The sequence below is a fragment of the Microbulbifer maximicatervae (SeqCode) genome, from assembly GCF_052467325.1.
In genome coordinates this window covers 350,836-365,230 of sequence record NZ_CP174310.1, presented here as the reverse complement: position 1 = coordinate 365,230, position 14,395 = coordinate 350,836, and the positions used below count along the sequence as shown (strand labels likewise).

The window sequence follows — 14,395 nt, the reverse complement described above, 5'->3', positions numbered from 1 at the left end:
GTGCACATACCCCCCATTAAATAGAACACAATATTTACAAAGTGAAAATACGCCTTGTGAAATCACAATTTATTATATACCCTGCAAAATCTCACATACGGTTTTGAAGATATCAGCAAATAAAAGACAGCAGAAAAAGCCAAAACCAACCATTCATATTGGAAAAAATATAGAAGCCACAAGTAAATAACAAATGGAAGAACAAGCACTGCCAGCTTTTTCAACCCAATACTGACCACATGTAGTGATGCATAAATACAAATTAAAATAGACAAAGATACACAAACCAACAACAATGAAGATGATGAGGTTATCGTTGTCATTAGTATCCCCAGCAGAGCAAAAACGACTACTCCAAAATTTCTTAGCTTGGGCTCCAATGCTCCCATACTAATGGGAGCTGCCATATATCCAACAATATGATATCCAGAAACGATCACCATTAAAGCCGCCCAGCTATCAGCATGGGCAAGTACAACTGCAGCTATCAGCCAATTAGTGAGCATCGAGCGTCTTGATAAATTGTGTATAGGATCTAAAACAGCCAGCCATCGTGGCATTTGTCCTACTGAGGCCATTGCAAATAGAATTCTCGACGATGCTCCCAAATAGGTATATCCAGATGCAGAGGGGCTTATTACACTGTCAGCAAGTAGTACCATCGCAAGAAAATGCAATCCAAGCAGCGTCGCCAAGTCCAAAAGCGGTGAGTCAAAATTAATTCCTTTCCACCCACCATTTTCCACCAGGAGGTCATTCGGTACTGACGCCATAAATGCGTATTGTAATGCCAGATAAACGAGCGTCATGATTGCAATTGAAAAAGTGACGGCCAAAGGAATATTACGCTTTGGATGTTTTATTTCACTGGCAAATGCAACACTGATCTGAAAGCCATTAAACGAGTAAATTAAACCCGCCCCAATAACTGCTGAAAAAGCACTTTTGAAGCCAAATTCCTGACTAGGGTCAACTGAGAAATTTGACCCACTTGTATCGTTACTAAATACAACTATTAACAATACGATTATTGCAAATGTCGGTGTAAATATTTTTAGTACAGTAATAACATTATTGATCTTGGCAAGAAATCGTATTCCATAATAGTTAATCACCAAGTATATAAAAAGAATACTTAAAGCCAATACCTTTCCCCATGGGGTCAAGGTATGATTATCAATTAACAAAGAAGAATCTATTGCAGACGAGAGGTATTGGGTTGTTGCCTGCGCCTCGGTTGCAACAACCATTAATGTGCCAAACCAGTTAGCGAACGCAAATGGCATCCCAAAGATGCTATTGTGTGACAGTGCACTAGACTGTGCTAGAGCCCCACGAACCGGATAAAATGCAACTACCCGACTTAGACACAAACCTACCATCAAGACCAAAAGTGCCGCTAATATCCAAGCTCCAAAAGCCCAATTACCGGCATAGTTTGCAGTAAGTTGTGCACTGAACAACCAACCCGAACCTATCATACAGGTGGCACTAAGCAGCGTAGCACTCAACAGAGAAACGCGTTTTTTCCCGCCTTTGGCACGACCCATATCAACCGTTTTCTGGAGTGTTTCGCAGGTATCGTATCTATTTAACCTGATTGGCCCTGCTGCCAGTAATATTAGTTTAGCTAGCTCGATTCATTTTAACCACGGAACAGTAAGTTATCCTTTTTGTTTAAGGTCAGAAATCAAAACTAAACATGAAGCTATTGCGCTTTAGGAATAAAAAGCCGTCTGTATTTAGTAAGTTAAATAAACTACCACCAACTCCCTTAGGGGCCAATACGCTTTACCAAAATACCTCGACTCTCAATGCAGTCACTTTATCAAGCTTTAGGTGGTAAAAGCCTCTCTCTCTCCCTAAAGACAAGTTTTGGAAATATTTTCTAGCTCAAATGCTATAGTGAATCGCTCCCATATCCAGTAGTATCATGGATACATAGTGGTACTGCACAGGCTACCTTGGCTGAAATCAAGCGGTAGGTACTAAGCATCCACTGAAGACTGAGCAAAGCTCCAACGGTCACAACTTTGAATATCAATATATTCCTTCAAGATTGACGCAATACGCCCCCTCATGCGCCAGAACTGACCTGGCACATAATTAGTCGCAAAAGCTATTGAAGCTTTGCATTCAGGAACAACTAAAAGGTAAGCCGTAGCAGCATTATCAGTCACTCCACCATGATGCAGCGCTAACCATGACTTATCATCCTTTCCTAGCTTGACACTAGCCACCCTCCAACCAAGTGAGTATTTTTCCTCATTGATCTCGCCACTACGCAATTTTACCGGCATTGAAAGCGCTTGTAGGGCCTCTACTGACAGATACCCTACTCCATAGGTGGCTTGAGCCATTCGCACTAGATCAGTTGGTGTTGAAATAAAACCTCCACCACCAAAAAGGAAACTCCTATCTCGCTTGTCGAGCGAGCGAACATGTAATCCTTCTTTGTTCACACTGGAATAGTAAGTTGCTTCACTCTCCTGTCCGGCAAAAGAGGTATCCAGTTCAGTAGCCTTCATTCCCAAACGATCCCAGACCTCAGAGCTAAGATAATCGACATATCCTTTTGAAGATGCCTCCTCGATAACAGCAGATAGCAATATGTATCCATTTGATGAATAGTGCTGCCCGGTTCCAGGTTCAAATAAAAGAGGATGTTTATCGAATACGTAAAACGCATCCATAGGACGTTGATGATCCTTTACATCAATGAACTCAGCTAAATCTCTCTCAGGAGTATCGTGTGGCACTCCAGCAGTGTGTGCCGCAAGCTCAGCAATACTAAATTTCGACGTATATTGAGGACGCTCCAGATAATCACTTACTGGCTGTCGCAAGTCCAGTTTCCCAGTAGCAACTAACCGGGCCACAGCCAAGCCAGTCATTGGTTTAGACAAGCTGCCAACCGAATATTGGGTATCCGTATTAGCTTCCAGATCCTTTTCAATATCGGAATATCCTACTGCTTGGGCAAAAGTTAGTCTATTGTTAAGTCCAATTGCAACAGATAGTGATGGTAAATTAAACTCTTCCTTTAGCTCTACAATCTTCTGTTCCGCGCTATAAAATTTATCATCAGCAGCATAGGCTCTCAAACTCAAGCCAGCAAATAACGCTACCAAACCAAATAATAAATAATTTTTTAACATTTTTTTCACTTCGAACTTACCATAGTCACACCGGAACTCTTTACCCAATGAGGCACACTCGCTTATCAACTACTAAAGTTTGCAAATATTCCCAAACCGAGGTGAGCCATATTGAAGCAACAACAAATTTATTAGACGCATCTAATGCTAAAAATGGATTCAGCAAGGCAAACTTTTTTATTACCGGTCGTAAACCTACAGTACACTGCAATATTTCCGGTTTAACACTTATCAAAGCTCGTATAAGTGGATGCTCAGTATTTACCTTAAGTGACGACAAGCGTTAAATCGAAGCCACCAAAATTTGTGCAAGTTCCTTGGGCATATCTATCATCACATCATGGCCACAGGGAATGGTCATCGCTTCCCAACCAACTTCTCTCTGAGCTTTTTTGAAGAACGGCCCGCCAATACCTGGCGTCCACCCAGTCGCGTAGATATATCGATATCGAGCTACCTGCTTCCACAATCCTTGCAGCTCTATTGCTTGTACAAAAGACCCCAACGGATGATCGACACAGTGTCGATCCACCCAACCCTGATCTTGCATGCCGACCCCAAAAGCTATAGCCGGAGTTGGCGCTACACGATAGCCATCCCCCTTGGTTCTAGCAGCTTTCTGAAGCTCCATGCCGATATCAGCGGGCAAAAGATCGATGACATTTTGTCCATTTTCTGGGACCAAGGCATCGAGATAGACTAGTGAGCGAATATATTGATGCAATTTGTCAGCAACACCTGTTATTACCACTCCGCCATAGCTATGGCCGCACAGAACAATATCTGTTAACTCTTCACAGGCAACAACACCGAGGATATCTTGAATATGCGTATCTAGGTCTATCGACTCACATAGTAGGTGTGCCCTCTCCCCAAGGCCAGTCAAAGTCGGACAATATACCTCATGGCCATATTGCCTAAGTAACGCTGAGACCCGCTTCCAACACCAGCCACCCTGCCAAGCACCGTGAACCAGGACAAATGTTGCCATATTGGCATCACCATTAGCCGGACATACCGACTGTATAAATTGTCACCGCTTGAGTTCTCACAAGTATAGAAATAAACAAACAGTTGACACCTCTAGGACGATTGACCTAGCATTAATGCGTCTAGGTCGACCGTCCTAGTCGTATTAATGCCAGGTCAAAAGGAGATGCAGCATGGCAAGTCTATTTCACCCCTTCGACTTATCCGGTCTTCAACTTACAAACCGAATGGTTATGGCACCGATGACGCGAAATCGAGCGGACAAAATGGAGTCGTAACCCCTATAATGGTTACTCACTACCAACAGCGGGCAAGCGCTGGCCTAATTATCGCTGAATCATCTCCCGTCTCTACCCAAGGCATTGGATATCCCTATACACCAGGTACATACACTACTGAGCAAGTTGATAGCTGGAGAAAGCTAACCCATGCAGTACATCAGGCTGATGGGAAAATCTTTATACAGCTGCAACACTGCGGTCGGATATCCCATCCCACTCTACAGCCAGGTGGAGAGGTTCCCGTTAGTGCATCGGCAATCAAGCCAACTGGACAAGCTGTTACCTACGAGGGCAAAAAGGATTTTGTCTATCCCCGCGCATTAGAAACTTATGAGATTCCAGAAGTCGTGGAGCAATTTGGTTTTGCAGCACAAATGGCGAAAGAAGCTGGCTTTGATGGAGTTGAAGTTCACGGTGCTAACGGCTATCTAATTGATCAATTTCTCCGTGACGGAACTAATCAGCGCAATGATGTCTATGGCGGGAATATAGAAAGCCGGATGCGCCTCTTAAACGAAGTCATTGATTCCATATTGGAAACTTGGCCTTCAAACCGCATTGGTATACGTCTCACACCAGAGAACAGTTTTAATTCAATGTACGACTCCAATCCACAAGAAAATTTCGAGTATGTATTACAGCAGCTAAATTATCGAAATATTTCCTACGTGCATATTTTAGAAGGCGACATGATGAAGAATAAAAGGACTTTAAACTATCAAGCTCTACGCGAAAGTTTCAAGGGTGTGTACATTGCCAACAATAGCTACAATCTTGAACGGGCTCAAAAATCCCTAAAAAATAATAGTGCCGACCTAATTGCATTTGGAACACCATTTTTAGCTAACCCTGATTTAGTATACCGACTAAAAAAAGGCATACCACTCAATCAGGCCGACCACTCGACTTTTTACGGTGGAAATGAAAAAGGCTACATCGACTATCCATTTTTTTCAACTCAAGTATAAACTCAATAATGTGATCCCTATGGAAAAAATAGACACCCGAGACCGAATCATCGCCATAGCAGATGACTTATTCTATCAGCAGGGTTTTGAACACACTTCGTTCAAAGATATCGCAAATCTATTAAATATATCCAGAGGAAACTTCTACCACCATTTTAAAACAAAAGACCAAATCTTATCTGGCGTTATAGAAAGAAGACTAAAAAAAACCAAAGCAATGCTTGAAGAATGGGAAAAACAAGGAGACACACCCAACCAAAGAATCAAGTGTTATATCCGTATTGTGGATGCTAACTGGGATAAAATTAAGGATTTCGGCTGTCCCGTAGGTACGCTATCCAATGAACTTGCCAAGTTGAATCATTTAAATCGCAAAGATGCCACTAAAGTTTTCACCTTATTTCGAGAATGGCTGAGAAAACAATTCACACAAATTTCCCCCAATATTGATGCAGATAATCTTGCGCTACAAGTACTCTCTTGGAGTCAGGGAATTGCAACCATGGCAACCGCTTTTCAAGACAAGAGCTACGCCGAGCAAGAAATCAGTAAAATGTGTCATTGGGTCGATACATATAGAATGGAAAAATAATATCATCTGTAAGGAAGAGTAAGTATATGTTTATTATCTTGTTAAAGTTTTCAGAGAAAAAAGGACACGCGGCAGAATATATGCCAGACCACAAAGCGTGGCTTCAGAAAGGTTTCGATGATGGAGTATTTCTATTATCGGGCAGTATTAAGCCTGGAATCGGCGGGGGCATTTTAGCATTCAACACCACCCATGAAGATCTACTAGTACGTATCAACCAAGACCCTTTTGTCTCTGAAAGTATCGTTAGCGCCGAAGTCATAGAGATTAATTCATCGAAAGCTAACCAATCGCTTAAATTTCTATTAAATGCTGAGGGAAGTTAATATGACTACACAACTTACTCAAGGTTCTGACGGTAAATATCGCTGTAGCTGGTGTTTCTCTGCACCAGACTTTCTGCAGTACCATGACAATGAGTGGGGATATCCAGTTGATAATGATTTCCGACTATTTGAAAAATTATGCCTGGAGGGTTTTCAGTCCGGCCTAAGCTGGCGTACTATCCTCTCAAAAAGGGAAAATTTTCGGAAGGCATTTCACGACTTTGACTTTAATAAAGTTGCTCACTTTAACAGGGAAAGTATCGAGAAATTACTCACAAATCAAGGGATAGTTCGACATCGAGGAAAAATTGAAGCAGTTATTAACAATGCAAAATGTGCCAAAGAAATCGTTAAGAGTGAGGGCTCTCTTGCATCATTTGTTTGGAAATATGAACCTGAAGATAAAGTACTTGCAAAACCTCAATCTAAGTCTACTTCAAGCGAATCAATTGCATTATCAAAAGACTTAAAGAAGCTAGGCTGGAAATTTGTAGGTCCAACAACAGTATATGCCTTTATGCAAGCAATGGGACTGGTTAATGATCACCTGGAGGGGTGCATAACCCGATCAAAAATACAGAGGGCTAGAAGTAACTTTATAAGACCATGATGTCAGACAACATGCTTACCGCTAAGGCTAAAACAACCTTGCTTTATCTCAGAAATATAAATCTGAATATGAGAGAAAAATTTAGCACGCTACAGGTTAAAGTCAAAGCAAAGAGCTCAAACCGCTTTCCCTCACCTATGATTTCATACGGTGAAATTGAGGAAGGGAAAGACAATTTTATAACCCGCAGTTCTAGCTCTTTACCAATTAAAACTACCTACTTCTTGTGTGAATAAAATCCAACACCTTTAACGACAATGCAGTTAAGTCCGCCGTTTGTTCACTATCTACATTCTTTATAATACTTACAGAACGGGCATGGTCGGGGCAAAGCATCAGGACACTAGTAGCGCCAACACTCGCACCATCAATCATCTTAACATTTGGGTGCTCCTGAATAACTCTAATCAGGTCTACATCCTCTTCTGAATTATACCGATCTAGCAAGGTATTGAAAGCAACGACCCAGCCCACACCAAAGTCCAGTTCCTCGCCACTCGTTAGAGTACCTGGAGTGAAAAGCTCAGAAATCGATTCATCACTCAAGTAGCGGCTATCAAGATGAGATAATGCAAACCTAACCAGATCACTTGGTGTTGAGAGCATACCGCCGCCGGCGTATTTATAGCTGCTATTCACCTCAGGTGAATTGCTAAGACTCTCCCCCCAATAAGAATAGGCCCTCTGCCTATGAGATATGATAGGAGAATTTTCATCAAAGGTACTATTTTTTAGATTTAGGGAATCAAATACCTCCTCTTGCACTAACTCCTTAAATTCAACTCCTGATGCGGACTCCATCGCTGCAGCAAGTAGTGTCCAGGCATAGGTTGAATATTGGAAGTCTGTTCCAGGATAGAAAAGTAAATCATCATCTTTAAAAATATCTAATGCATCTATCGTAGAGTTATATTCCACATTAGATAGTATCTCCTCCATAGAGCTATAGTAGCGTATACCAGAAGTGTGATTTGTTATCTGCCTAAAGCTAATATCTGCATGTGATCCAGGCCACGCTTCCACCAATGGACCAACATAGGAATCCAACTCAATGACTCCCCGATCTTTTAATCTCATTAAAGCAGCTGCTGTAACAACCTTTGATATACTTGCTATCCTCAACTTAGTCCTTCTCGTCATTGGAACATGAGATTCCAAATCAGCATAGCCATAGCCTTTTGCCCAACTGACATGCCCATTTTCTCCTATAGCAACACTAACTCCTGGCACTGAATCCTCAGAAATCACGCTATCAAAAAGATCATCCAAGTTATCTATATGAGATTCTGCATTTGCAGACTGAAATAAAGTGCACAATAAAAGTGCTGCACTAAAAGTAAAACGTTTGTACATATTATTAAATCCTTTTGAAGTGTATAAACTACGTGAAAATACTTTGATGACTGTATCAATCAAACAGAATACAAACAAATGGAAGTTACTCATACCACAATAGATAGCTCATTTTTATTTGTGATCATCAGTAATGACTGATAAAAATCCACAAAAACTCAAGATCTCCTTATTTTGTAACTGTATTTAAGCGATTATACGGACAGATCCCTACTTACCAGTAAGATTTTACATAGCCTTCATCACCTCGTAGAAATACGAAATTAAGCGCTATGCAATATCCAGCCTCAATTATATTCCTTAGTGCCAACAACAGATGAGACGTTAATATAAAACTCACTTATAAAGCTGCTCTCTATTTCCGTAAAGTAACCTCCAAGTTCAAGTAGTAGTTGCGATAAAATTGCCCGGCAACTTCAAAAACAGTTCTTCCGACAATATCTCATCCACGCCTACTTTCCAGACGACCACTTACAAACATCTATTTCTTTATCAAAATCGGTATCTTTTGACGATGCCTTCAAACACATCCCCTAGGATTTTTCGTTGCCCCTACTCCACAGTATGAATATAGTTGGATAGGATAAGAATCAGCCTAAAGATCTAATAGTTAACCCATAAATATAGCTGGACTAAGCTTTAAAAGTACTCACTATAGTGGAACATCTGTTCAAGCTTACCACCAATGCACTAATAGAGCTCAAACAATACGCCGTCCCACAAAGTTAACTTTTAACCACCGCCACTCACAAGACCTAGGATTAATACAAAGTGCCATATTTAAAAGTTAAATTATTAGGTTTTACAAATAGCATTTAGGCTATAATTACAATACCACATCAATTTGCACCTTACTGAAATATCTTGTCAAATCTTACAATAACAGTTTACGTACCAGCCACTATTATTTTTATGATTGTTAAGAACTGAATAAACCTGCTACAATCCTCACCTCCGAGGACATAATTTTAGTGAGAAAAAAACATGAGCCACAAGTTAATATTGGCATATAACGGCTTTGGTTTTCATTAGCAACTCTCAGCTAATGGAGATCAAAGTGAGCTACCGCTACTTTCGAAACCCTCACACCAAAAATGAAATGAAGCAATACTATGCTTCCATTGAAAATGAACTAGAAATTTTTATAAAAATTAGGGACCGGAGAAAACCCGCAAACCTGCCGCATGCTTGGGAGGACTACTTTCGTTGTTTTGAAAGATCTTGGAAACGCCACCGCAGAGCGCAATGGAAAGATCCCCCCCAATCAAGACCCCCATAAATACTCCCACCAAAGACTTCAACTTAATTTGCACCAACAGATTAAGTTGTCGTTTTTCGTAAATCTTATGCTTGATAGATGCAATTTAAGTTCGCTCTATCATTAAGTAATATCTATATTTTTTACACTTCGATCTGATCTCCATAGGGATATCGGTAGATATCGCAGCCAGTCGAGCCAAGCCATCAAGAAGTGAGCTGCTTACCAATCAAGTTTCAATCTAGAATTAAAAAAGTCAGAGCTTAGCTCCTATTGAAGAATCCATTTTTTCTGACAATAACTCCACATATGTACCAATTAACTTCTCTTCTATGTGATGAATGAAGGTAGCTAGAAAACACAAGTGCTTGATATACTTGAAGACCATATGTTTTAGCAAGGCAAAGTAAACCTAGTTAAAAGCTAAGTATCTGGAAGATACTCACTTAAAGATTAAATTCAGCTTGGATGAATATTGATTCGATGAATAAAACTATATTATTTAGTATTTTAGCAGCAATCACCATCTTAACAGGATGTGGTGGTGGCGGTAGTGAAAGCACGGAAAAGTCGGTATCGGACTCACAAGCAGCTCCTGTGTCAGAATCTGGACCCGAACCTGAACCTGAACCTAAACCCGAACCCGAACCCGAACCTAAACCCGAACCCGAACCTAAACCCGAACCCGAACCCGAACCCGAACTATTCTCTACTGCCACTATTAAAGCAGTCGAGAATATAGGGAATGCTCAGGCTAGCTTTCAAATTGAGTGGGTTTTAAATGATGAAGTAAATGCCATACTTCAACTCAATCATTTTCAACTTGATGGCTCCTTCGGCAGTATCGTAGGGTCTGATGGCAGTACCCCAGGCGCGAGGATTCTCTTTGATTCAATCTCCAAGGATGCACATACTTTTAAGTTCCATGTTCCGCTTCATCTTTTCCAGCCAAACGCCAATAAAGATATCCAATTTCAGCTACATGCCGTCGATGCTGAGGGAGAAATTATAGCTTCAACTCAAGCACTGGATACACCGGAAACAGATGAATCTAAAGATCTTATTAGCTATTTAAAGTCGGACAATTCCACTGACTGGGAGTTATTTGGATACTCAACGGCTATCTCTGACGATGGTACGGTTATGGTAGTTTCTGCATCCAGTTACTCCGGTCAGGAGGACTCTCAAGGTGCAGTATATACCTTTGAACGGAATGAGAATTTTGAATGGGAACAGATAAACAAGCTGACTGAAGCTAACCCACAGAAAAAAGCTTATTTTGGGCGGAAATTACAACTTTCAGCTGATGGAAAAATACTAGCAGTGATGTCAAAAAACTTTATTTTCCATCTATTTAAACGTGAAAATACGGATTGGAAACTTTTTAATACGTTTTCTCACACATATGACTGGAATGATAAATTTCTATATAGAAGTCCATTAGCCTTATCCTCAAATGGTAAGCGCTTAGCGGCTAAAACCTTGGAAGGCATTTCCATTTATGAGATTGACATCTATGCAGAGGAAGGTTCCGAGGTAAAATACTTACAAACATTGGCTCCAAAATTTACCGGCTCAGATACAGATACGAAATTTCCAGAAGAATATCTCTATGAATCTAAATTTGGAGCAGCACTTGCTTTTTCTAAAGATGGTGAAATATTAGCTGTTGGAGCACCAATGGATTGGATTGATCCAGGCGATAGGGAATATACACCATCAAGCTCTGATAATCTCGATTACGGTGCAGTTTTTGTTTTTCGAGAGACTGATACCCAAATCTGGGAGCAAGCCGCCTACTTAAAGAGTTCTGACTCTGATTATGGTCAAAATTTTGGTTACTCTGTTTCTCTTTCCCAAAATGGTCGAGTACTTGCTATCGGAGCGCCTAGAGAAGTAGGCTCCGGTAGCGGAGTTACTGCAACCCCCCCAGTAGAATTTGACTACGACTATCTATACGCTGGTGCGACTTATATATATCGAGAGCCTGATGCAAATGAAAAGGTTGACCCATGGTCTGGATACAATGATAGTAACCTGCCGGGGAATCCGGTTTATATAAAATCTCTCTCTCCACAGAGCAGCGAGTATTTTGGTCAATCAGTTCAGTTATCTGGTGATGGTGGCATTTTGGCTATCGCTGCTCCGAACAATAATGGTGGGGCTACAGGTGTGGGAGGACTAATTGAAGATCAATCTAAGCTAAATTCTGGTGCGGCCTATATTTATCTCTATAACGCTCTATCTGGCACATGGGAAACAGGCAACTATATCAAGGCCAGTAATACAGATTCTCGTGATATGTTTGGACACAATTTGGCAATATCATCTGACGGGCAGACCTTAGTCATCGCAACACCTTTCGAAGATGGGAATTCTGATGGAACTGAAGGTGTCGGGCAGGATAACAATGATGCACCTTTAGCCGGCGCGGTGTATGTATATTAATTAGCTTCTTTCAATTAACCCAGGGCCCACTGACAATAACCAACGTATCGGTAGGCCCTGATGGAACATTTTAATCAACAATCGTCTTTAATAAATCAGCTTTATATAACAAGATAAACAATCATAAACTTACGTCAACGATAACTAAATTCAATTGATACAGTTGTAGTAAGTATGAGTTATCTTATTACTGACCCCATAATCCCCATGTATATCTGGCACTTTGGCAATCATCGTCATTTTAATGGTTGCCATCTCTTTCCCCCGCCAGTCTACTATTGTTTCACCAATATGGCACTCCTCGAGAGTGTAATTATCGAGCAGATAATCGCCATTATCATAGTAAAATTCAGCATAGCAATACATTTCGCCTGCATGCTCTTTTTTCTGAAAACTAACACCTTCAACATAAATATTACCACTAATATTCCATGCTCTTTCACAGTCTCCATATACGGATAGGGGCATAAGCATAGTCATCAACACAACAAGCAGTATAGTTTTCATTAGAATTCCTTTCAGTGATTGAAAACGTAAAATATTAATAGTCAGATACAAGGTTGATTTAATAGGCTCTATCATTCTACCCATCTGACATAGTGAAACATATAACAAGAAAGGCACTCTATCACTGTGTAATATCAATATCGGTAAATTTGCCTATCCCATCACAATAAAAATCCAGAAACCCAACTCCATCTTAGATCTATTATGATAAATGGTCAGGCACCATCTTGAGCCACATAAACCGTACTTGAAATATTTATTTCCCTCTTATTTTCTGGTATTTTTTTATATATCCAACCTAGTCCTCATCTACATAGAGAATAATAATGAAGGATTTTTTGATTATTGGCGGAGGTCATAATGGCCTAGTGTGTGCTTGCTACTTGGCAAAAGCGGGAAAAAAAGTAACAATCCTTGAGCGCCGATCTATAGTAGGCGGCGCTGCGGTTACTGAAGAGTTTCATCCAGGTTTCCGAAACTCAGTGGCAAGCTACACTGTGAGTTTACTCAATCCAAAAATCATCGAAGATCTGAACTTGCATGAGCATGGCCTGGAAATCAAATTACGGCCACAATCTAACTTTTTCCCGCTGTCAGATAGAAAAAGTCTCTCCTTCCATAAAAATCTTTTGGATACGCAAGCAGAAGTCGCTCGCTTCTCAGAGAAGGATGCAGCTACCCTACCTGACTTTTATGTCATGCTGGAATCCGTAGCTAATATTCTGCGTGAGGAGCTATTGCGCTCTCCCCCCAATGTGGGGGGCGGCTTTGCGGACTTGGTGCGTGCAGGCGGCTTTGGTTTAAGGGCAAAGAAACTGAGTATGGCATCACGCCGTGATGCGCTTGACTTATTTACCAAGAGCGCCACGAGTGTACTGGATGCCTGGTTTGAAAGTGACCATGTCAAAGCAGCATTCGCCTTCGATTCTATTGTCGGCAACTATGCGGCTCCCAGTACCCCCGGCTCCGCTTATGTACTATTACATCATGTGTTTGGTGAGGCTAACGGTGAGAAAGGTGCTTGGGGGCATGCCATGGGCGGTATGGGTGCTATCACCCAAGCTATGCTTAAAGAAGCAGAACTCCTCGGGATTACTATTCGTACAGATACTGAAGTTAGCAAGGTGTTGGTTAAAGGAGGTAGTACTAGCGGTGTACAGCTAAGTAACGGGGAGACGATTACAGCCAAAAAAGTAATCGCCAATGTCGGCCCTAAACTGCTCTACTCCCAAATGATTGATGAACAACATCTAGAGCCGGAATTCCGTCGCCGCGTGCGCGGTTTCAGAGTAGGTTCCGGTACTTTTCGTATGAACGTGGCACTGTCTGAACTGCCAGACTTCACCTGCAAGCCCGGAATTCATCTACAACCGCATCACCAGTCTGGAATTGTCATCGGCCCCACAATGAACTACTTGGAGCAGGCCTATATGGATGCAATCCAACACGGCTGGTCAACACAACCTATTGTAGAGATGTTGATTCCCTCTACTATAGACCCCTCCCTGGCTCCTCAAGGTCAGCATGTCGCCAGCCTTTTCTGCCAACAATTCGCTCCAGAACTGCCAGATGGCAAAAGCTGGGATGATTGTCGTGAGCTTGCAGCCCAAACTATCATCGATACTGTCACTAGACATGCCCCCAATTTCCATGACTCCATCATCGCCCAACAAATTCATTCACCGCTAGATTTAGAGCGCAAGTTTGGCTTGATAGGGGGAGATATATTCCATGGCGCCTTGGGGCTGGACCAACTGTGGAGCAACCGCCCTTTTATGGGCTTTGCTGATTATCGCACACCGATTCGGGGGTTGTATCTCTGCGGTTCTGGTAGCCACCCCGGAGGTGGAGTTACTGGAATTCCAGGACATAATGCTGCGATGGAGATTTTAAGGGATAGATAA

The 14,395-nt window shown here is 41.5% G+C and carries 12 protein-coding genes; 6 read left to right on the top strand and 6 right to left on the bottom strand.

Translation table 11 applies throughout. The features are described from left to right. Positions 1–62: 62 nt before the first annotated feature. From ACJJIE_RS01935 to ACJJIE_RS01925, 3 genes are all read right to left on the bottom strand, one after another. Complete coding sequence (locus ACJJIE_RS01935; protein ID WP_282932116.1) at positions 63–1,550, bottom strand: APC family permease; 1,488 nt, start codon at positions 1,548–1,550, stop codon at positions 63–65. 438 nt (positions 1,551–1,988) lie between these two features. Then, complete coding sequence (locus ACJJIE_RS01930) at positions 1,989–3,158, bottom strand: serine hydrolase domain-containing protein (protein WP_282934669.1); 1,170 nt, start codon at positions 3,156–3,158, stop codon at positions 1,989–1,991. Between the two features lie 283 nt (positions 3,159–3,441). Further along, entirely contained in the window at positions 3,442–4,149 is a 708-nt protein-coding gene (locus tag ACJJIE_RS01925) for an alpha/beta fold hydrolase (protein ID WP_282932115.1), read from the bottom strand. 285 nt (positions 4,150–4,434) lie between these two features. On the opposite strand from ACJJIE_RS01925, the gene ACJJIE_RS01920 reads away from it, so the two are divergent. Genes ACJJIE_RS01920 through ACJJIE_RS01905 form a run of 4 tightly spaced genes read left to right on the top strand, consistent with a single transcriptional unit; the run spans position 4,435 to position 6,925 of the window. Further along, positions 4,435–5,397 (top strand): alkene reductase, encoded by a 963-nt coding sequence (locus ACJJIE_RS01920; RefSeq protein ID WP_444893340.1) that lies wholly within the window; start codon positions 4,435–4,437, stop codon positions 5,395–5,397. 19 nt (positions 5,398–5,416) lie between these two features. Next, a complete protein-coding gene (locus ACJJIE_RS01915; RefSeq protein ID WP_444893339.1) occupies positions 5,417–5,989 on the top strand; it encodes a TetR/AcrR family transcriptional regulator in 573 nt (190 codons plus the stop codon). A gap of 26 nt (positions 5,990–6,015) precedes the next feature. Next, positions 6,016–6,315 (top strand): YciI family protein, encoded by a 300-nt coding sequence (locus ACJJIE_RS01910; protein ID WP_444893338.1) that lies wholly within the window; start codon positions 6,016–6,018, stop codon positions 6,313–6,315. Between the two features lies 1 nt (position 6,316). After that, entirely contained in the window at positions 6,317–6,925 is a 609-nt protein-coding gene (locus tag ACJJIE_RS01905; protein ID WP_444893337.1) for a DNA-3-methyladenine glycosylase I, read from the top strand. A gap of 213 nt (positions 6,926–7,138) precedes the next feature. Here the strand turns inward: ACJJIE_RS01905 and ACJJIE_RS01900 are convergent, their stop codons facing one another. Further along, complete coding sequence (locus ACJJIE_RS01900) at positions 7,139–8,371, bottom strand: serine hydrolase domain-containing protein (protein WP_444893336.1); 1,233 nt, start codon at positions 8,369–8,371, stop codon at positions 7,139–7,141. A 1,058-nt stretch (positions 8,372–9,429) separates the two neighbouring features. Then, positions 9,430–9,555, bottom strand: a complete 126-nt coding sequence (locus tag ACJJIE_RS01895) for a hypothetical protein (RefSeq protein ID WP_444893335.1) — start codon at positions 9,553–9,555, stop codon at positions 9,430–9,432. Between the two features lie 449 nt (positions 9,556–10,004). Here ACJJIE_RS01895 and ACJJIE_RS01890 point away from each other — a divergent pair, with 449 nt between their 5' ends. Continuing rightward, positions 10,005–11,984, top strand: a complete 1,980-nt coding sequence (locus ACJJIE_RS01890; protein WP_444893334.1) for a hypothetical protein — start codon at positions 10,005–10,007, stop codon at positions 11,982–11,984. A gap of 150 nt (positions 11,985–12,134) precedes the next feature. Here the strand turns inward: ACJJIE_RS01890 and ACJJIE_RS01885 are convergent, their stop codons facing one another. After that, positions 12,135–12,491, bottom strand: coding sequence for a hypothetical protein (locus tag ACJJIE_RS01885; RefSeq protein ID WP_444893333.1), 357 nt, complete (start codon positions 12,489–12,491; stop codon positions 12,135–12,137). Positions 12,492–12,817: 326 nt separating this feature from the next. On the opposite strand from ACJJIE_RS01885, the gene ACJJIE_RS01880 reads away from it, so the two are divergent. Continuing rightward, entirely contained in the window at positions 12,818–14,395 is a 1,578-nt protein-coding gene (locus ACJJIE_RS01880) for a phytoene desaturase family protein (RefSeq protein ID WP_444893332.1), read from the top strand.

Bases quoted from the DNA above. Each gene is read 5' to 3' on its own strand.
- ACJJIE_RS01935 (WP_282932116.1), bottom strand. From the start codon at position 1,550: ATGGGTCGTGCCAAAGGCGGGAAAAAACGCGTTTCTCTGTTGAGTGCT.
- ACJJIE_RS01930 (WP_282934669.1), bottom strand. From the start codon at position 3,158: ATGTTAAAAAATTATTTATTATTTGGTTTGGTAGCGTTATTTGCTGGC.
- ACJJIE_RS01925 (WP_282932115.1), bottom strand. From the start codon at position 4,149: ATGGCAACATTTGTCCTGGTTCACGGTGCTTGGCAGGGTGGCTGGTGT.
- ACJJIE_RS01920 (WP_444893340.1), top strand. From the start codon at position 4,435: ATGGTTACTCACTACCAACAGCGGGCAAGCGCTGGCCTAATTATCGCT.
- ACJJIE_RS01915 (WP_444893339.1), top strand. From the start codon at position 5,417: ATGGAAAAAATAGACACCCGAGACCGAATCATCGCCATAGCAGATGAC.
- ACJJIE_RS01910 (WP_444893338.1), top strand. From the start codon at position 6,016: ATGTTTATTATCTTGTTAAAGTTTTCAGAGAAAAAAGGACACGCGGCA.
- ACJJIE_RS01905 (WP_444893337.1), top strand. From the start codon at position 6,317: ATGACTACACAACTTACTCAAGGTTCTGACGGTAAATATCGCTGTAGC.
- ACJJIE_RS01900 (WP_444893336.1), bottom strand. From the start codon at position 8,371: ATGAGTAACTTCCATTTGTTTGTATTCTGTTTGATTGATACAGTCATC.
- ACJJIE_RS01895 (WP_444893335.1), bottom strand. From the start codon at position 9,555: ATGGGGGTCTTGATTGGGGGGGATCTTTCCATTGCGCTCTGCGGTGGC.
- ACJJIE_RS01890 (WP_444893334.1), top strand. From the start codon at position 10,005: ATGAATATTGATTCGATGAATAAAACTATATTATTTAGTATTTTAGCA.
- ACJJIE_RS01885 (WP_444893333.1), bottom strand. From the start codon at position 12,491: ATGAAAACTATACTGCTTGTTGTGTTGATGACTATGCTTATGCCCCTA.
- ACJJIE_RS01880 (WP_444893332.1), top strand. From the start codon at position 12,818: ATGAAGGATTTTTTGATTATTGGCGGAGGTCATAATGGCCTAGTGTGT.